The sequence below is a fragment of the Ignavibacteriales bacterium genome (assembly GCA_026390595.1).
Taxonomy (GTDB): domain Bacteria; phylum Bacteroidota; class Ignavibacteria; order UBA10030; family UBA10030; genus UBA9647.
In genome coordinates this window covers 77,558-97,511 of sequence record JAPLFQ010000025.1, presented here as the reverse complement: position 1 = coordinate 97,511, position 19,954 = coordinate 77,558, and the positions used below count along the sequence as shown (strand labels likewise).

The 19,954-nt window shown below is 53.8% G+C and carries 13 protein-coding genes; all 13 read left to right on the top strand.

The window, feature by feature from the left end:
- The first annotated feature begins 8 nt into the window (after positions 1-8).
- The 13 genes from NTU47_14340 to NTU47_14280 all read left to right on the top strand — a co-directional run bounded on the left by NTU47_14340 (position 9) and on the right by NTU47_14280 (position 19,954).
- Positions 9-1,049, top strand: a complete 1,041-nt coding sequence (locus tag NTU47_14340; protein ID MCX6134988.1) for a PorV/PorQ family protein — start codon at positions 9-11, stop codon at positions 1,047-1,049.
- 175 nt (positions 1,050-1,224) lie between these two features.
- On the top strand, positions 1,225-2,433 hold the full coding sequence (locus NTU47_14335) for an IPT/TIG domain-containing protein (GenBank protein ID MCX6134987.1): 1,209 nt from the start codon (positions 1,225-1,227) through the stop codon (positions 2,431-2,433).
- Positions 2,434-2,567: 134 nt separating this feature from the next.
- Complete coding sequence (locus NTU47_14330; protein MCX6134986.1) at positions 2,568-3,899, top strand: T9SS type A sorting domain-containing protein; 1,332 nt, start codon at positions 2,568-2,570, stop codon at positions 3,897-3,899.
- A gap of 479 nt (positions 3,900-4,378) precedes the next feature.
- Entirely contained in the window at positions 4,379-4,792 is a 414-nt protein-coding gene (locus tag NTU47_14325) for a four helix bundle protein (protein ID MCX6134985.1), read from the top strand.
- Between the two features lie 1,021 nt (positions 4,793-5,813).
- Entirely contained in the window at positions 5,814-8,951 is a 3,138-nt protein-coding gene (locus NTU47_14320; protein MCX6134984.1) for a TonB-dependent receptor, read from the top strand.
- A gap of 209 nt (positions 8,952-9,160) precedes the next feature.
- Positions 9,161-10,531, top strand: a complete 1,371-nt coding sequence (locus NTU47_14315; protein ID MCX6134983.1) for a glycosyl hydrolase family 18 protein — start codon at positions 9,161-9,163, stop codon at positions 10,529-10,531.
- Positions 10,532-10,539: 8 nt separating this feature from the next.
- Complete coding sequence (locus NTU47_14310; protein ID MCX6134982.1) at positions 10,540-12,660, top strand: hypothetical protein; 2,121 nt, start codon at positions 10,540-10,542, stop codon at positions 12,658-12,660.
- A 78-nt stretch (positions 12,661-12,738) separates the two neighbouring features.
- Positions 12,739-13,893 (top strand): PorV/PorQ family protein, encoded by a 1,155-nt coding sequence (locus NTU47_14305; GenBank protein ID MCX6134981.1) that lies wholly within the window; start codon positions 12,739-12,741, stop codon positions 13,891-13,893.
- 19 nt (positions 13,894-13,912) lie between these two features.
- Entirely contained in the window at positions 13,913-14,866 is a 954-nt protein-coding gene (locus tag NTU47_14300) for a GNAT family N-acetyltransferase (protein MCX6134980.1), read from the top strand.
- Positions 14,867-15,035: 169 nt separating this feature from the next.
- Positions 15,036-15,746, top strand: coding sequence for a PIG-L family deacetylase (locus tag NTU47_14295; protein MCX6134979.1), 711 nt, complete (start codon positions 15,036-15,038; stop codon positions 15,744-15,746).
- A 128-nt stretch (positions 15,747-15,874) separates the two neighbouring features.
- A complete protein-coding gene (locus NTU47_14290; protein MCX6134978.1) occupies positions 15,875-16,807 on the top strand; it encodes a GNAT family N-acetyltransferase in 933 nt (310 codons plus the stop codon).
- Positions 16,808-16,947: 140 nt separating this feature from the next.
- Entirely contained in the window at positions 16,948-18,720 is a 1,773-nt protein-coding gene (locus NTU47_14285; protein ID MCX6134977.1) for a discoidin domain-containing protein, read from the top strand.
- Between the two features lie 133 nt (positions 18,721-18,853).
- A complete protein-coding gene (locus NTU47_14280; protein ID MCX6134976.1) occupies positions 18,854-19,954 on the top strand; it encodes a heparan-alpha-glucosaminide N-acetyltransferase domain-containing protein in 1,101 nt (366 codons plus the stop codon).

Sequence of the window (19,954 nt, the reverse complement as noted above, 5' to 3'; positions counted from 1 at the left end):
TACATCTCATGCGTAAGAGCAGAACATTCTCTCAGTACCTCATCCTCCTCGCGATGATGGTCACTCTGATTTCAACCATGACGAGGGCCCAGGAACGGACCGACGCCAAGCTGGCACAGACAGGCATGAAATTCCTGAGCGTCGGCTTGAGTGCCCGCCAAGGAGCACTCGCTGATGCCTTCACCGCGGTCGACGGTAACTCGGCCTCCCTGTTCTATAATCCGGCAGGCATGGCACGACTGGACGGAACCGTCGACGTATCGCTCGGTTCAGTAAACTGGATTGCCGACATCAAGCAATACAGTCTCGGCGCCGCCATAAAGGCCGGCGATCTCGGTGTATTCGGGATCTCCTTCCAATATGCCGACTACGGCAACATTGAGGCGACCATACTCGCAAACAATTCTCAGGGATTCCTGGATGTCGGATCAATCAAACCGAACGCCTACGCCGTTGGTCTCGGGTATGCACGCGCATTGACCGACAAGTTCTCGGTTGGCGGTAACGTCAAATTCGTTCGCCAAGATCTCGGCACCGGCATCACACAGGCATCGTATGTAGGAACAGCGGGAAGCTACACTGACGCGACGGTTGTCGGCGACAGCAGGAACGCCGTCGATGTCATCGCCTTCGATTTCGGCCTGATTTACAGAACCGGATACAAGAGTCTGACACTTGGCATGGCAGTCAGGAACTTTGCCCGCGAGGTAAAATATCAGAAAGAGAGTTTCCAGCTCCCTCTCGCCTTCAAGCTTGGAGTGTCGATGAACGTGTTCGATCTGGTCGGTTTCTATCGCGAAAAGCAGTCGCTTCTCGTGACGGTGGATGCCGAACATCCCCGGGACTTCCCCGAGCAGATGAAAATCGGACTCGAGTACGTCTTCATGGACGTTGTATCGGCGAGAGTCGGCTATGTCGGACCCGCGGATGAGCACTCGCTCTCTTATGGCCTCGGCGTCCAGTACAAGTACTTCGCCGTCGACTACGCGTATACACCGTTCGGGATTTTCAATCAGGTGCAGCGGTTCTCGGTACGGATGTGGTATTAAGAAGAGTTTTGAGTTTGAAGTTTAAAGTTGGGGGTTTGCTGGTTCAAAGACGTGAATTTGAGAACAGTACCAGCACAACGAAAATCCTGGATCTCCACCGAAGGCTTGAGTGCCTTTCATGAAGACAACCGACAATCGGCAATTGACAATCGAAAATTTACTACTGGGTATTCCAATGCGTACTTTCTTACAAACCACACTTCTCTTCGTCATCCTTGTTCTTGGTTTGGTACTAGTGAGCGGCTGTGAGAACCCGAAGACGGGCAGCCTCTATGATGCCACCGCAACCAGCCTGCCGCAACCGACTATCACAAGCGTATCGCCAACCGGGAGTGCGTTCGCAGGAATGGACACGATTGTGATCACCGGGACGAATTTCTCCACTGCGCTCGGTGACAATTCTGTATTGTTCAACGTAACATCCGCGGCGCTCCTGAAGACGACAGCAACGCAAATTACGCTCAAGGCACCGTTGGTAGCACTCGACAGCGTTGCCATCAGAGTCAGCGTTTTCGGTTCCCCTCTGTTCAGCAACACGTATCAATACAAGCTGTTGGCGGGAATGGCCAAGTTTGGTACGTTCATCGCTACGGAGACCGCCACCTCACTGGCAATTGATGCAACCGGGAACCTCTACTCAGGATTCTCAAGCAACGGCCTCGAGGCTGGTGTTGCAAAATTCACAGCTGCTGGGACACGATCGGTGTATGCACCGTCGACGGCAGGCGTGGCGATCTGGTCGGGCCTGAAATTCGGTCCCGGCGGATTCCTCTACGCAGCCAGGAATGCCAGGGCTATGTATCGTTTCCCCGCAAATGGGGGCGGATCAGGTGCAGTGTACCAGGCGTTGCCTGTCGGAGTTTTTGCGTATGACTTTGACTTCGATCAGAGCGGCATGATGTGGATCGGCGGGAACAACTCGTCGATCTATCGACTCGACCCCAACAAGGTTCTGACAACATTCCCATTTGTGGGACAAATACGGTCCGTAAGGGTCTACAACGGATACCTATATTTTTCGGCAAAAACAGATGCCGGCGAGAAGGTTTGGCGGGCGCAGATATCGACTTCCAGCCTGGGAACACCTGAAGTTTACTTCGATTTCGGGGCAGTCTATCCCACGAATATTGCCAACTGCATAACTTTTTCTTCTGACGGAATTTTGTATATTGGCACGGATTCCCCGGACGGCATACTCGTGGTGAATCCGGACAAATCATACAGCGCTCCTTTCTCCGCTTACAGTGCTTTGTATACCTCGTCCATCAGTTTTCTCACTTGGGGAGCTGGTAACGATATGTACGCTTCATCCTCAGCTGGCGTTCTCATGAAGGTAACAGTTCGGGGCAAGAAGAGCGCCCCCTACTACGGAACCACAATGTAATTACATCGATAGTTCAGACAACTTTCCATATCCATCTCTGTCACAGCAAGGGAGGTGATTTCCTCGATTTCAGAGCAGCCCAAGTTTGTTGTGGCTTCAGAATCACAAACAACCAATTCATAGGAGGCACGATGATGAAAAAGCTACTTTTCTTGACAGTCTGCTTGTTGCTGATTGTCTCTGCTGGTGCAACTGCACAGTGGAAGTTCGTGAAGTACTTCCCTGATACCGTCACCTATCCTAACAAGCAATGGCCGAGTGGCATCAACAACGGAATCGCCGTCGACCCAGAAGGCAAGATATGGATTCAATCGTACGCGTACGCCTCCGGCGTCGATAGTATCGGCGGAGTGAAGACGGGCGTTATCCAAGTATTCTATCCGAACGGAAAACCTGCGTCATTCTCGCCGATCAAGATCCTGACGGGAAAAGATGATAAGGGAGTTACACAAACCGATACGCTTACTGGCAGCGGCTATGGGCTCAGTACCGATCCATCCACTGGCAATATCCTCTCCATCAAGTGGAGCGCCAGAATATGGAAGATCGACTACAAGACGGGAAAAGGGCTGTTCACAAACCGCGCCCCGATCCCAGGATATACCAGTTCACTCGGCACTCCGATGGCTAACAATTTCGGGGAAGTGTTCATTGCTCCTGTGGTTCCCGGAAACGCGGTCGCGATCCTGAACAGTGATTTCACAGCAGCAGGAACTGTCACCAACGCTACCGGCGGCTACGCTCGCGCAATCGCTGTGTCGGGTGACGGAAACGATGTATACGTTCCGCTGTTCGACAAGAAACAGATCAAAATCTTCCACAGTGACAATGGATCGCTCGGACCGTACATCCCGAAAGACTCACTGATGGGCCTCGTCCCCGAATCGATGACATGGGGTCCGAAGACCGGTTATCTCTGGACGACCAGCGGCAACGCCACTTCCGGCCTGCCGGATGCTCCGTATCAGGGCTACCGATGGTACGCTTACAACATTACGACAAAGAAGATCGTTGACAGCATCAAGTTGTACGATCCTCTGGTCCCGGAATTCGGCACGGATCCTCGTCCCCGTGGTATTGCGTTCAACAAGAACGGCGATACGGCGTATGTTGCGTGCTTCAATGGAACGATGGCTTCATGGGTAGAAGTCTTCGCAAAGACCGGCGCAACGCAGGTCGAGCAGGATAAGAATGTGATCCCAACCGGCTACACGCTTTCCCAGAACTATCCGAACCCCTTCAACCCGTCAACGCAGATCCGCTTCACGCTTACACAGACCGGCGCGACGTCTCTGAAGGTGTACGATCTGATGGGACGCGAAGTGGCAACTCTGGTTGATGAGAGCATGAATCCTGGCGCCTACACTGTGAAGTTCGACGCATCGCATCTCTCGTCAGGCACCTATATGTATGTCCTGACCTCAGGAAGCGTTCGTCTGACGAACAAGATGGTGCTGGTAAAGTAAAGCGAAAAGCAATGTCGAATATCGAACAAGGAATAATGAAGTCTGAAGTGGGATAACACCACTTCGTTGTTCGGAGTTCGAGTATTCGGTGTTCGAAATTCAACGGGCATCTTGGCTGCACAAGCTGGGTGCCCGTTTTGTTTGTACAGAGACGAATTTCCAGTATCGAACAAGCAATGATGAAGTGTGAAGTAGGGCAACACCACTTCGTTGTTCGGAGTTCGAGTATTCGGTGTTCGAAATTCAACGGGCATCTTGGCTGCACAAGCCGGGTGCCCGTTTTGTTTGTACAGAGACGAATTTCCAATATCGAACAAGCAATGATGAAGTGTGAAGTAGGGCGACACCACTTCGGTATTCGGAGTTCGAATGTTCGGCGTTCGAAATTCACCGCGAACTAATTGGCAAATGGAATTTGCTGGCAGGTGCTTTCCCTTCTCGGTAGTTTGCTCGAACAGAAACCTAGGGAGTAAAGATACATGAGCAAAGAATCCGCAGGAAAAAGGGAATTCGACCTCGAAAAGCGCCTCGTGAATTTCGCGGTCCAAGTTGTTAAGATTGCAGAGTCACTTCCTGGCACCAAGGCAGGAAATCATCTTGCTGGCCAACTCGTCCGCTCAGGCACTTCGCCTGCTCTGAACTACGGTGAGGCACAGAGTGCGGAATCGAAGAATGATTTCATCCACAAGATAAAGGTCGTTCTCAAGGAATTAAGAGAGACAGGGATTACATTGCAGATTGTAGGACGCGCAAGCCTGTACGAGCCAGCCGAGAGCCTTGTGCAAAGCCAGGACGAATGCAATCAACTGATTTCCATATTTGTGAAGAGCGTGCAGACGGCTGAGAGCCGACGGGATGGGAAAAGAGAATCTCGAATATCGAACAAGCATTGATGAAGTATGAATCGGGGTACCACCACTTCGATATTCGGAGTTCGAAATTCAGCGGGCATTTTGGCTGCGCAAGCCGGGTGCCCGTCTTGTTTGTACAGAGACGAATTTCCAATATCGAACAAGCAATGATGAAGTATGAAGCAGGGTAACACCACTTCGGTATTCGGAGTTCGGATGTTCTCAGCCAAAGGCTGATGCGCCTCTGGCGCAGGTGTTCGAAATTCAGCGGGCATTCTGGCTGCGCAAGCCGGGTGCCCGTTTTCTTGTACAAAAACGAACTCCCAATATCGAACAAGCAATGATGAATGTCGAAGTGCCAAAAGCAACTTCGATGTTTGGAATTCGATTGTTCGGTGTTCTGCATTTGTACAAAGACGAATTTCGACTATCGAACAAGCAATATTGAATATCGAAGTGTGGTGTCGAATTATTCGTTGCCCACCGCATCCTTCGACTACAGTCGCATAAAACGCTCCTTTCGCTCAGGATGTCTCTCTTTCTTTTCACTCACAGGCCAACAAGAAGAGCATGCGACACCCTGAGCGCAGCGAGTGCTCTTACGAGCGAAGTCGAAGGGTGTTCTGCGAATGCTCGAGCTTTGCCAACTTCTCTGAATTCTCATTTTCAGCAACGAGCGATTCGCCTTCCACCGCTTGTCACCTCTCCCCTCTTGACAACCCCGGCTTCGTTATATATATTGACCCCCGAAGGAGAAGTGCACACAGAGTGATGGGTGCTCCATGGCTCGTGGCGATGTTCATCCTGATGTTCGAGGCGGTCACTTGACCGCAACCTCCAGATAAACCAGGCTGTGCCAGATCTAGGCGAGCGTTGGTCCGCTCAGTGCTCCCTTCGTAGACTCCACCCAACTTCGTAATTCGCTGTTCGGCGTTCGATATTCGCTATTCACCATGGTTAATCCGCTTTTTTTGGTGGGGGGAATATCGAACAACGATTAACGATTGTCGATTATCGAAGTGGTTTACACATTGCAGTTCATCATTCCACCAAGGGGTTTGGCATGAAACGCCTACGCTCATCCCAACAACTCTTTTCATTTCTGACAACCGTCGTGTTCATCACGCTCCTTGCCACCGCATCGGCACTGGGCGCCAACGGCAAGATTACCGGACGGATCGTCGACAAGGAAACGCGCGAGCCCCTTCCAGGGGCAAACGTGATGATCACGCACATGATTCTCTCGGACGGGAGAGAAGTTCCGTTTGATCGTCAGGTCGGCGCCGGATCGGATCCTTCGGGATACTACTTCATCCTGAACGTGCCGCCTGGCTCGTACGTCATCAAGGTGAGCGTGATTGGCTATGGCCAGGTTGTACAAAAAGGCGTTCGTGTTGACCTCGATCGGACAATCACCGTTGATTTTGAACTCTCAGCGTCCGCAGTTCAGATGGAGCAGGTGGTGGTTACGGCCCGGCGGGAGACAATCAAGCCAGACGTGGCAGGGACACAGGAAGTGATCGTGACATCCCGATTGGAGCAAATGCCGGTGACACGCGTGGATGAGTTCATGAACCGCGTCAAGGGTGTCCAGCTGGTCAGCGGAGCAGAAGGAAATGGGCTCAGTGTCAGGGGCGGCGCGATACGTGAAACCGACGTGAGGATCGATGGCATCTCGCTGCAGGATCCACGATCGGAGAATTCGTACCTCGCCCTCAATTCGACAACCATCGAGGAAATCCAGGTCCTGACCGGAGGCTTCCAGGCGAAATACGGCGGGATGCGCTCCGGCCTCCTCAACGTCGTCACAAAAGATGGCCACCGCGACCACTACACCGTCGCGTTGAAGGCAGATATGGCCCCGGCACAGAAGAAGTTTTTCGGCACCAATCCGTGGAGCACCGATTCCTGGATCTACCGCGTTTTCGCCGGTGAGTATGCGATCACGGGTGTCCCAACGGGAGACACCGTGGTTCCGGCAGAATTTCGCGCCTTCCGCGGATGGGGAAACAGATTCACGCAGGACCGCCGCCTCGATACGCTCCAGAAGCTGGCTCTGTGGAAGGCCCAGCATCCGCAGTATACGTTCGCAGACAAGCCCGACATGTTTGTTGAGGGAAGCATCACGGGCCCGCTTCCCGGATCAGACATCCCGATACTCGGAGCGTACGCGGAACATACAACATTCCTTCTGGGCTTCAAGTATGAAAACTCCCAGCTCGCGTTCCCCGTCGGTCCCCGAAACGATTATCTCGATTGGAATGCGCAGCTCAAACTCACTTCGACGCTCAGCGACAATACGCGGCTCTCCATCAACGGCCTGTACGCGAAGGTGCAGACTGCCAGCGGCGGCCAAACTACAAGCTATGGGGGCGCTCTGGTCGACCAGTCGTCCAGTTTTGGCTTCCTGAACAGCACAGGTTCGTCCGCTCGCCGGCAAGCGAGCCTGCTCGCCGGGGATAACCTGTGGCAGATTTTCAACAAGAGCCGGCTTCAGTATTATGACCAGCAGTACTTCGTCGGCGGCACAAAGCTGACACACACTTTGTCCTCCAACGCGTTCTACACGATGGAACTCCAGTTCGGCTATAGCAACCAGCAATTGCGGCCGTACTCGTTTACACCAACATCGGGCGATTCGCTTACCTTCACCAACGCAAACGGTTCAACATACAAATACCTGAACGTCCCTTCCCTCGGCACGCCCAATGCATCGACGAATTTCGGCTACGACGCTTTGAACATGTTCGCCCTCTATGGAGGACTGCAGCGTGTTGACTCCTCGTATTCACTGGTCGGGCAGCTCAAGGGAGACCTCACCGCACAATTGGGCCGTCATCACCAGATCGAGGCCGGGTTCTCGGCGCGGCTCCAGCGGCTGTTCGTTTATACGGGTACATGGCTGCAATCGCAGCTCTCCTACACTCCGGATCTCTGGCAGTATTACACCGCGACACCGCTGGAGATTGGACTGTATCTTCAGGACAAGCTTGAATTCGAAGGGATGATCCTGAACGCCGGTGTGCGGCTCGACTACCTCAATCCTATGAAAGAAGGATTCGATGCAGGCATTCCGGTCGATGATGATTACCGGAAACTGTACAATGACGTCTATCAGAATCTTGGCGGCACATGGGGAGGTTATGATCGCTGGACGCTCTTCCGCGCCATGCTCGACAATCCTCCCGGGTTCCCGCGAACGGAAAACCGGGTTCAAATCTACGCGTCACCCCGGCTCGGCGTTTCTTTCCCCATCACCGAAAGCAGCAAACTGTATTTCAACTATGGCCATTTCTACCAGCGCCCGGCAATTTCGTTCATGTACAACATGACAATCGACCAGGCGGGAGTCACGGTCCCAACACCGAACCTCACGATGGGACGCACCGTCTCCTACGAATTCGGCTATGAACAAATGTTCTTCCAGGACTTCCTGTTGAATATCACGGCGTACTACAAGGATGTCCGGAACGAACCGCTAAGCCGTCAGTTCATCAATTACTATCACGACAACATGGTCACCGCGTACTTCCCGGACGCTTACCGCGATGTCCGCGGCATCGAACTCCGGCTCGAGCGTCCGCTCGGAAGCTGGGTGACCTTCAACGGCATGTTCGACTACATGCTGCAGAGCGCCGGACAGACCGGCCTGGCCCGGGTCTACGAGAACAGGCTCGAGGCAAAGGATGAGCTCCGGTCAGCGAACCTCTCCACGACCGATCCGCTGCCACGCGGCAACATGAACCTGAACATTCACTCGCCGAACGATTTCGGTCCGGAGCTTGCAGGCATGCGTCTGCTTGGCGGCATCTATCTGAACCTCTTCTTCGAATGGCGCGACGGCGGACGGCTCCTGTGGAACCCCCAGGAACCCGATGTGAAAAACCGCTTGTATGTAGACGTCGTCGATTACTGGAACCTGGACTTCCGCGGATCGAAGGCGTTCACTCTCGGCGGCACTTCGTTCGAGGTCGTCGTGACGGTAAAGAACCTCACGAACAACAAATGGCTTATCCCGGAGAACATGCTCCGCACGCAGTACGACGAATACAAGGCATCGCTCCGGTTCCCGTTCCAGGGGGGTAACGACAAGTGGGGACAGTGGGAATCTGACGACAACCATATAAACGTCGGGTGGTGGGATGCTCCGATTTTCCTGAATCCCCGGCAGGTTCTGCTCGGCTTGCGTCTCAATTTCTAGATCCTATCTCGCAAATCCTGGAAGAGAAGACAGTCCTGATCAAAATAGAAAATGGAACACTTATGACGCTGATGTTACAAGATTTCCACAGATGAATAATCTGTGACAATCTCGCGCCTCCTCTGTTTCATCTGTGTGCTATACATTGAACAAGGATATAGTCATCATATGTTTTTTGAGTTCACTTCCAAACACGATATGGTGTGATGATGAAATTCAGGATAATAGTTTTCTTCGCTTTGTTTTGTTCATCAGCTCTTTCCCAACCCAAGCTGGTCGTCGGCTATTATCCGAGCTGGAACAAATCATCATTCCCACATACCCTGATCCTGTACAGGAATCTCACGCAGATCGCACACGCGTTCATCTTCCCGCAAATGGATGGTTCACTTGATCTGAGCGGATTTACATTCTATCCGGAGCTCATCCAGGCGGCGCACCTCAATGGCGTCGGCGTCGTGATTTCCGTAGGTGGATATGATCTTGTACGAACTCCGCGGTTCGATTCGGTGGCTGCCAAACCTGCATCGCGCACCAGGTTTGTAACAGCCCTCAAGGATTTCTGTCTCACATATGGTTACGACGGCGTCGACATGGACTGGGAATACCCAAAATCAGCCGGACGCTCGAATACAACGCTCCTGTTCCAGGAACTCCGAACGGCCCTTTCAAGCGTGTCGCCTGCGCTTTCGTTGAGCATCGCAGCACCTGCAACCGACTGGAACAACGGCTACGACTGGACAGTCATGAAGAATATTCTGGACTGGGTCGGTGTGATGACGTACGACTTCTACGGGAGCTGGACCACGAAGGTGGGACCGAATTCTCCACTTTACGGAAACCTCTCACAGACGGATCAAGGTTGGGTGGGAAATTCGGTCTCCTTTTACAGAACGAAGGGTGTGCCTGATTCGAAACTGCTCATCGGAACACCCTTCTACGGATGGCAGTTCAACGGATCGACAATGTACGGACCCGGCGTTGGAACTGCACAGAAGGCCTACAGCTCAATCACACCGCTGATGCAGACAGGGTGGTCACGGTCGTGGGATGCCGTCGGTCATGTCCCCTATCTCACCAATCCCACTCAGTCGATCATCATCAGCTACGATGACTCCGTCTCGATCGGCGAGAAGATGACGTATGTCAAAAATCAGGGGCTCGGGGGAACGATCATCTGGGCCCTCGGCCAGGACTACTTCAGCACCGGTCAGCAGCCGCTCCTGCGGTCAGTCGCTGCGGGGCTGGGCCTCATCAGTGATGTGAAGGAACTGGTTTCCGGCAGCCTGCCGAAGACGCTTGAGCTTCAACAGAATTATCCGAATCCGTTCAATCCGACGACAGCTATCAGCTATCAGCTGCCTGCCCCGAGCGGAGCCGAGGGGTCAGCGGTAAGTTCTGTATCGCTCAAGGTGTATGATCTGCTGGGTCGGGAAATCGCCGTGCTCGCTGAGGGTCCGCAGAACCCCGGTACGTACACTGTGCGCTTCGATGCTTCGACCCTTCCGAGCGGAGTGTACATTTACCGGCTGACCGACGGAACGAGAAGTATGATGCGAACGATGATTGTCTTACGATAGGAGTTACCATGAAAAGCATTCTACGATGCAGCGCGGCGCTGATACTCATGTTTGCCTTTACGACGGTCCTCGTCGGACAGCAACGGAATTACGATCCGTTTCCGATGATGATCGACGTGGGCAACTTCAACATGAGCATGAACAAACTGAACGGTGAGGGGGGCCTGCAGACACAATTCAGCTGGATGCTCACCGGCGCCAACCCACAGAAGACAGAGCTCTTCTACTGGCCCCAGGACCGGTGGCAGTCCAACATGCTGTATCAGATCTTCAATCCTCTCGTTCTCGATGACAACGGAATCACCGATGAATTCGGAACGAAGCAGCAGATGTACACGCGCGGCGGAGCGCTGACAAATCCGGGCTCGACCGATTGGGCTATGGAGGTGCGACGCTACCGGCCTCCCATCATCGTTGTGGATGGAGTACCGCTCAATCCCCCGTACCGATGGAACGTCGATCCAACGCTGAAGTCCGATATCAAAATCGAATTTGAGGATGTCTGCAACCAGTTCGGCATCCGCAGTCATGTGGAGGTGTACGCTTTCAGCAACCCCGGCCTTGCCGACTTCTTCATCTGGAAAGCGACGCACAAGTTTACAGGCGAAATTAAGAGGCCCCGCGAGGCAGCCACTTCAAGAGACACTCTCCCCGACCAGACTATCCGGTTCTGGTGGCCCATCGCATTCAGCCTCGGACCCTCAAAAGCAGGTGAATATGGCACATTCGGCGGGTTTTCTTACGAAGCAGAGGACGACCTCGACAGCTGGTTCAAACGCAAGTCCGAGTTAGTCACCAACCGGTCGCGCGATTCCCTCTACGTCGCATACTATTATGATTACCGGGCGCTTCAGACTCAGGTGTACCCAAACGGCTCAACGGATGATTCAGGAGACCCGGACCGCGTCACGGGGTTCCTGAACTCGACACAGATCCCCGGCTACACTCTGCTCTACGCGAGCAAAGCGTACAACAGCCAGACCGATGACAAGAATCAACCGTACGCGATGCCGCACGGAACCATCATCGGCGATTTGTGGGGACGAAGAGACAACGGGCTGCTGCAAACGTATCGCGGCGATGACAACCGCGGCCGATTTCCGCTCGATGCGATCACTTCAGGCATTTCGACAACAGTTCAGAAAGGACCGATGCGCTTCATCACGAACGGCCCATACCAACTGACCAAGAACCGTGCACAGAACCGGTTCGACTCCCTGACGTTTGTGTATGCTGTCGGTGCCGGCTCGATTTCATACAATGCTGCAGATTCAATCGGCCGTGCCTGGATGAGCAAACAAATCACTGACGCCCAGAAGGATGCCGCAATTCTGAACGGGCGGGATTCTTTATGGAAGGTGCTTGATCGGGCGAACTGGGCATGGGACAGGCTGAGTCGCGGGCTGGCGGTCCCCTCTCCTCCGCCTCCGCCCGACATCACCGTGACGTCCGGACCCGATAGAATCGCCGTCCAATGGTCTTACCCGGAACCGTCCTACTTCAAGGATCCCGACACCGGAGTCGATGATTGGTACGCGTGGCGTGTCTACAGGAAGCAAGGAGCTTACTACGTCAATGATCCGCTCGACCAGCGGAGCAAGGCTCGCTGGGAACTGGTGTATGAGACAACGGACCGCAGTACGTTAACATACATCGACAAATCGATTCAGCGGGGCGTCGACTACTACTATGCCGTCACCGCGGTTGATAACGGGACGCAGAACACGAGCGGGCTCGATATGGGAGTAAGACTCGAGAGCTCGCGCTACGCGACCCGATCGCAGCTTCCGGCAACATCGTTCAAGCCGGGATTGAGCGAGAGCAACAAGGTGCGTGTCGTTCCGAATCCGGCCACGGTCGCAGCCGGCGGTCTCGGGTTCTCAGGTACCCCGAACAAGATTCTTTTCGTCAATCTTCCTGTGAAGTGTTCTCTCAGAATTTACACTGAAACGGGAGACCTCGTCCGGGCAATTTCGCACTATGGAACCGCCGACCACGAATGGGATCAGCGGACGGATGACAATCAATACGTTACCAGCGGCATTTACATCCTGGCGGTCACAGAATGCCAGGGACTGAACGGTGAAAGCCTGGACAATCAGTTTGTGAAGTTCGTTTTGGTGCGATAAGGTCGCCCCATGTTCGGGTGCTGATTCCCCCAGAAGACGAAAGCGTGTGCGTTACAGATTTTTCTCAAGGAGGATGCAATGATTATAGACCATCTCAAGAACTCCTTCACAAGCACAATTGTCATTCCCGCTCGTCGTAAGCGGGAATCCAGACCGCGCATTCTGGACTCCCGACTGACGATCTCGGGAGTGACAACCGTGGTTGAGATAGGTTCCAGAAGGATGTTTCCAACGATCTCCGTTTTCCTTCTCCTGATCCTGATTTCTTCAGGGGCCGACGGGCAGATCGTCAAGAAGGCACAAGTCGGATTCAGGTTCCTCGAGAATCCCGTGTCGGCAGAGGTCGTCGGACGGGGCACGATCGGCGTCACGACCACGCTTTCGGCGAACTCGATCTTCTGGAACCCGAGCCAGCTCGGGTGGATCAAATCCGGCTTGGACCTCGACGTCAGTCACACGCAGGGAATTGCTGACATCAATTACAACGCAGCTGCTGCTGCTCTCCGCATCGGCAACTTCGGCGTAGTCGGATTGAGCATGCTTTCGATGGACTACGGGACATTTTACGGCACGCGCAGGGCAGCCAACGAACAGGGCTACGTGGAAACAGGCACGTTTTCCCCGACCGCCTATGCGGTTGGCGTAGCATTTTCGCAAAAGGTCAGCGACCGGTTTTCGTACGGCGTTCACCTGAAGTATGTGAGCCAGAACCTGGGCGATGCCTGGGTCGCACCTACAGGAACCAGCCTCACCGATGCCAATCTGGCCATCGGAACCCGCTCCTATGCTCAAAGCGGGCTTGCGATGGACGTGGGAGCGTATTACGATTTCATGTACAATGGCATCCGTTTCGGTGCGACCTTGCAGAACATCTCACGAGAGATTCGCTATGAGAACGAGTCATTTCCCATGCCGTTTGCCGTGAGCTTCGGCGCAACCGTCGAGCCCTTCCGGTTTCTCTTTGAGAACCCTCAGGATCTTTTCATTCTGAGTTTCGAATCGCGGCATCCGCGCGATTTCAACGAAAAGCTGAAAATCGGCGCCGAGTATCATTTCTTCGAAACCATCATAGCCCGCTTTGGCTACGCGACAAACTATGACGAACGCGGCCTCACGGCCGGCCTAGGCGTGCGCTACATCGTCGGCAACACGCCCGTGCGGGCCGACTACGCGTTCCAGGATTTCGGGATCTTCGGGGCCGTCCATCACATTTCTTTCGGCATCAGCTACTGAATACTTGCAGAGGAAATCTATGTCCTTTTCTATCACTCCATACACCGATGCCGCGCGCGACGAACTCTTGAAGCTCTGGGCCACGGCACTGCCGCTCGACGCCATCACGGTTGACACCCTGGAAACACGAGTGCTGCTGGACGAGAACTTCGATCCGGAGACTTTCCTCCTCGCCCGATCAAACGGAACGCTGACCGGTTTCGTCCTGGGAATTCATGCGAAGCGCATGCATCTCGGCGACGCCGATCCCGCCGGGGACCGGTGTTGGATTACCGCACTCGGAGTTCACCCCGATTCCGATGTGAACGAAATCGGCGGTCTGCTTCTTTCGGAGGTGGAGAAGAAGTTCAAGGCGCTTGGGAAGAAGGAATGCAGGGTGTCCGGTTATCCACCGGGATATTTCACACCCGGCATTGACGTGCGTACATACAAGCACTACCTCGATCTCTTCACGGCGCATTCATACGAGGTGTTCCACGAAGCTATCAGCATGGACGCCCCAATTGTGCTCTTCACTGTCCCGGAGAAGACCGTTGGAATCGAAAAAGCCCTGAATGAGGACGGGATAAAAGTTCGTTCGTACCGCCGCGGCGACCTTGTGAAGTTCATGGACTTCCTCGAGAAGACGATGCCGTCAGACTGGGTACGAGTCGAGCGACGTAACTTGCACAAAATTGCCGAGGGGGGATTCCATCCGGAGCAGGTTATGGTGGTTACCAAGGGGGATGAGATAATCGGCTATTGCCAGTTTGAAGGGTCTCATTTCGGGCCATTCGGTGTGAGCGACGCATACCAGGGGAAAGGCATTGGAACCGTTCTGCTCGCCCGGACGCTCGAGCGGATGCAGCACGAGGGATACCATGATGCGTGGGTGATGTGGACAGACGATGTCGCTGCCAAGGTATACGGCAAATTCGGCTTCAAAGAGACCCGGCGTTTCGCGATGCTGAAGAAGGATATTTCGGCAACTTAGCTATACCGTAAAACCTTAAGCTTGACAGAAAGGAAGACTAACCGCTAAGGACGCGAAGAGCGCAAAGGAACCAGAATCCTCGAGATATTGATACGGCAATATTCTCTTGGCGACCTTGGCGGTTTGCTTTCAGACACGCCTTCAGAGGCTCAAAAAAGGATCCAAAACTATGGCGGACGAAATCAGAAAAACCATTCTCGCAATCGGAGCACACTGCGGCGACATGGAGGTCACATGCGGTGCGGTCCTCGCAAAACACAGCAAACTTGGCGATCAGGTCGCCATTCTTCACCTGACACTCGGTGAGGGGGGAAACCCCAAGATGTCCCCCCAGGCATACGGGGAACAAAAGCGCAACGAGGCAATGGCAGCAGCCAACGTCATGGGTGCAGAAGCGATCTTCGCCCCTTACAGGGACGGTGAACTTCCGAATACTGAGGAGGCACGTCTCCATGTGGCCGACGTCATCCGCCGCGTTAGGCCAACCCATATCATCACACACTGGCGAACAAGCATCCACAAAGACCACGCTGCAACGCACTCCATTGTGAATGATGCCGTTCTCCTCGCGTCACTTGAGGGAGTAGTGACCATCCATCCCCGCCACAGAGGGATACAGGCGATCTACTACACAGAAAACTGGGAGGATCCGGAGAATTTCAAACCGTACCTCTATGTGGATATCTCCGCTGAACTGGAGACCTGGAAAGAGGCAGTGATTCAGTATCAGTTCATCCAGGGAGGGATTTCTTCCTTCCCGTACCTGGACTACTATGACGCACTGGCCCGCGTTCGGGGTGCCGAGGCCGGTAAACGCTACGCCGTGGCTTTTGATATCGATCCGTTTGAGAAGAAACGCATTGTCGATGTTCTACCGTGAATAAGATGAGAATCTCACGCTAAGACGCAAAGATGGACATTTTCCAATCCTTCTTCCAGCTTTGCTACCTTTGCGACTTTGCGTGATCACCCTAGCACTAGAAATCTAATCAGAAAGTGAGCTGCTTCATGTCATCCGAGATCCGGCAATACAAGGCGGAGGATGAGCTCAGCGTCACCGCATTATGGAATCTCTGTCTTCCCCGCGACGAAGTCACGCTGAATACCTTTCGGCGAAAAATCATTCTGGACTCGAACTTCGATTCCCGCGGCTGTTTCGTCGCTGTGGCTGACAACGAGATCGTCGGCTTCATGCTCAGCCTTTCCCGCCGGTATCCCTATTTCGATGTCGGCATGGAAACTGGACGAGGCTGGATTACCACGTTTTTCGTGCATCCAGACTGGCGGCGAAGAGGAATCTGTACAGAAATGCTCGCGCAGGCCGAACGATTTCTTCTCGATCAAGGAGTCAAAGAAGTCCATATTTCTGATTACACGCCCAACTACTTCATCCCCGGCGTTGACCTCGATGCCTATGCCAACGCACACGAGTTTCTCATCGCGCGAAGGTATGAGAAGGTGCAGAGTGTGTATAGTATGGGCCGGTCCATTGTGGATTTCAGCATCCCGGACACAATGAAGGAGCGTTTTTGCCAGCTCCAAAAGACGGGCTTTTCAACGTGCGTGTTTGAGCCGCGCTATATCCTCGTTCTGCTGGAATTCCTCAGAGAGAATTACCCGGGCGACCTGTTCCGGGTCGCGCTTGACCGATTACGCGAAAATCCGCAATGCGATGAGATACTCATAGCACTCAAGGACGAAAAGGTGGTGGGGTTCAGCCACTTCATGGATGAGCGATTCGGCCCGTTTGGAATCGACGAGGCATATGCCGGACGAGGGCTGGGGCCCATGCTCTACTACAGCACGGTCGAACAGATGCGCAAGAAGGGACGACAAAACCTCTGGCTCGCCTGGACGTCGGGGCGTGCCAAGGATTTCTACTACAAGGTGGGACTCCGTGTCCTTCGCCGTCACGAAATCATGAAAAAGTCGTTTGACTAGAAGGAAGCGCACACTGACTACACTGAAAAGGACGGGATGACCACAGATTGATCGATCTGTGTGGATCAGTATATCAGTGTCAGCTGTGTGCTATTTCCCTTGCCCTGCAATGTTGACGCTGCATCAGAAGGAACACTCTCATGTCAAGACGTTTTCTCACATCGTTCTTTGCCCTCTTCCTTTCCGGATGGTCGATAGTTCTTCCACAGACGGTACACGTGGCAGTCGAGGCCGGCACCATCGTGACATCCATCAACCCGTGGCTCTATGGAATCAACACGGCACGATGGGATGAATCCCTCTTTCCCGGGCCGGCATCGGAGATGTTGACGACAGCCGACAGGGATGCAATCGGGAAGATCAAGGCATCCGGAATCACCCTCCTGAAGTACCCCGGCGGCAATGATGCCGATGCGTATGTCTGGAATGCGAAGTCGAACAATGCGTCGGAAATGGACACAGACGAATATATTGAACTCTGCAGAGCAGTCGGCGCGGAGCCGTTCATCACGGTGAATTTCAACGAGCCTCCCGAACTTGCAGCAGCGTGGGTCAGATACTGCAACGTCGAGAAAGGGTATAGTGTCAAGCTGTGGGAGGTTGGAGACGAACAGTGGGGCACCTGGGCCCGCGGGCATGTTCCGCCTGAGCAGTATGCGAAAAAATACATCAACTTTGTGAAAGCGATGCGGGCCGTGGACCCGTCCATCAAGGTGGCAACGAACGTACCGCTGGGACTTCACCCGGAAAACTGGGCGGAGCGTGTTATGAAAGCTGCCGGCGACTACATCGACATGATCACGTTCACGTATTTCCCTCAGCCGTCCGGAAAAGAAAACGACGACACGCTCATGACGACCGTCGCAACGTACCGAAAGCTGTATTCCCAGTTGCGCACAGACATTGAAAGGGCGGTCGGTCGCGAGAAAGCTGCCTCCATTCTCTACGTCAACGTTGGATACAATTCTGTGAGTCACTCTCCCGGTCTGCAGACCATTCAGGTCATCAACGCGCTTTGGACAGCCGATATGCTGGGAAGCATGGCGGAGCTTCGAACCGACATTGCCTGCTTCTGGGCTCTTCATAATTTCTATCCTCCACGAGGCGGCGATTATGGGTATCTTTCTTCTGAAGGCAGCAATACACCTCGCTTTAGTTACTATGTTTTCCCTCTGATGGCAGAGCATTTCAAGGGAAACGTGGTCAAAGCCACATGCGACGACCGGGGCCTGTCGACGTATGCAAGCAAGTCCGGTAAAGAGCTGTCCGTTGTCTTCATTAACAAGAAGCGGGGAACATCGACAAACGTCGAAGTGCAGCTCTCAGGCTTCAAGCCCCGAGCCAACGCGTCGGTTTGGGTTCTCGATGAGAAGCGGCACAACACCCCCCTTCAGGACCTCAAAAATGTCTCCGACAAGTTTTCGGTGAAGCTTCCCCCCTATTCGATCACGGCGCTGAAGATAATCGGGCAGGATTCAGTCCTGCAGTCAGCCGATATCGCCCGCCTGGCAACTCCGTCTGCGTCATCATTCTCCACCATCGGGCCGCATTTCAAGCCTGTGAGTGCCATTGACGGGAAGTCCTATACGAGGTGGAATTCCGCTGCCTGGACAAAGTCAAACGGACAGGAGCAGCAGTGGTTTCAGCTTGCCTGGAAATCCCCGCAGACGATCAAGCACGTGAGGATCACTTGGGGCGAAACGTTCGCAGTACACTATCAGCTGCAGTCATCGCTCGATGGCAAGAAGTGGTCGACAATGCGCGAAGTGACCAGCGGGACCGGCGGAATTGACGAGTGTGATATTCCGCCCGTGAAGGCGCGTTATCTTCGCATCGACGGCAAGAAGGGAACGAAAGGAATTTCGGCGTATTCGATACGGGAGATTTCTGTTTTCGGCGAACAAGCGAACTAACCACGGATGACACAGATGAAACGGATTTCCACGGATACGAACACACCGTGACCATCCGTGCTTTTTCCGTGTAATCCGTGGTTGCTCTTCATTTTAGGTTTCAGTTTCGAGAATCGAATCTTAGGTTAGACCCATGATCTCCAGCCAACCACTTCTCCCCCAGCGTTTGACCTCGCTCGATGCCTTTCGGGGCTTCGCAGTAGCCGGGATGCTTCTCGTGAACAACCCGGGCACATGGGACCCGGCAATTGTACCGCGGCTGCTGCTCCATGCGGAATGGCACGGCTGCACATTTGCCGACCTCATCTTTCCGTTCTTTCTGTTCGCTGTCGGAATGGCCATGCCGTACAGCGAGGCAAAAAAACGCGAGCACGGGGTTTCGGTGTGGAGAGGAATTCTCATCGCTGCGCGGCGTGCGCTCCTTCTCTATCTTCTCGGAGCGTTTCTCAAGTCCGCTTCGATCAACATGCCGGGGCTTCATTTCGGCATCCTGCAACGCATCGGAGTTCTCTACTTCATCGTCTACCTCCTGTTGCCGCTCAAGGTCCGCTGGCAGGCTTCCATCGGAGTAACGCTCTTGTTTGTCTGGTGGGCCATCCTTGCGTTTGTGCATGGACCTGGCGTAATCCCGGGATCATTTGACCGCGACGTCAATTCGGCTCAGTGGCTCGACAGCTTCATACTCGTTCCCGAGGACAAAGAGACGATTATCAGCATGATCCCTGGAATCTCCACCGTGCTCGCGGGGGTGCTCCTGGGACGCTTCCTGATGCGTCAAGCCAACCAGAAATCAGTCATGCGTGTGCTCGCGTTGGCGGGGGTCGCCGGCATAGGTCTCGGCCTGCTGTGGGATCTTGTGGTACCCCTCAACAAGATCCTCTGGACAGCATCCTTTGTGGTCTTTACCGCCGGCTGGTCGTGCCTGGTGTTCCTCTTGTTCTATTGGATCATCGAAGTCCGCAAAATGTCCAAACTCGCATTTCCTCTCATAGTCTACGGCATGAACGCGATCACCCTCTACGTCTTCACCGGACTATTTGTCCGCTGGGTGATGCTGTCTTGGAAAGTCCCTTACAATGGGACGATGACATCACTGACCGGGTATTTCTACAAGAGCTTTGCAGCCGTCGCTGGTCCGACCATCGGATCGATTCTCTATTCGACGATGATCATTTTCATCGGCTGGCTGCTCTGCTTTTGGATGTACCGTCGCAAACTCTTCCTCAAGGTTTGA

Bases quoted from the DNA above. Each gene is read 5' to 3' on its own strand.
- NTU47_14320 (MCX6134984.1), top strand. From the start codon at position 5,814: ATGAAACGCCTACGCTCATCCCAACAACTCTTTTCATTTCTGACAACC.
- NTU47_14310 (MCX6134982.1), top strand. From the start codon at position 10,540: ATGAAAAGCATTCTACGATGCAGCGCGGCGCTGATACTCATGTTTGCC.
- NTU47_14335 (MCX6134987.1), top strand. From the start codon at position 1,225: ATGCGTACTTTCTTACAAACCACACTTCTCTTCGTCATCCTTGTTCTT.
- NTU47_14280 (MCX6134976.1), top strand. From the start codon at position 18,854: ATGATCTCCAGCCAACCACTTCTCCCCCAGCGTTTGACCTCGCTCGAT.
- NTU47_14340 (MCX6134988.1), top strand. From the start codon at position 9: ATGCGTAAGAGCAGAACATTCTCTCAGTACCTCATCCTCCTCGCGATG.
- NTU47_14295 (MCX6134979.1), top strand. From the start codon at position 15,036: ATGGCGGACGAAATCAGAAAAACCATTCTCGCAATCGGAGCACACTGC.
- NTU47_14305 (MCX6134981.1), top strand. From the start codon at position 12,739: ATGATTATAGACCATCTCAAGAACTCCTTCACAAGCACAATTGTCATT.
- NTU47_14325 (MCX6134985.1), top strand. From the start codon at position 4,379: ATGAGCAAAGAATCCGCAGGAAAAAGGGAATTCGACCTCGAAAAGCGC.
- NTU47_14300 (MCX6134980.1), top strand. From the start codon at position 13,913: ATGTCCTTTTCTATCACTCCATACACCGATGCCGCGCGCGACGAACTC.
- NTU47_14285 (MCX6134977.1), top strand. From the start codon at position 16,948: ATGTCAAGACGTTTTCTCACATCGTTCTTTGCCCTCTTCCTTTCCGGA.
- NTU47_14315 (MCX6134983.1), top strand. From the start codon at position 9,161: ATGAAATTCAGGATAATAGTTTTCTTCGCTTTGTTTTGTTCATCAGCT.
- NTU47_14330 (MCX6134986.1), top strand. From the start codon at position 2,568: ATGAAAAAGCTACTTTTCTTGACAGTCTGCTTGTTGCTGATTGTCTCT.
- NTU47_14290 (MCX6134978.1), top strand. From the start codon at position 15,875: ATGTCATCCGAGATCCGGCAATACAAGGCGGAGGATGAGCTCAGCGTC.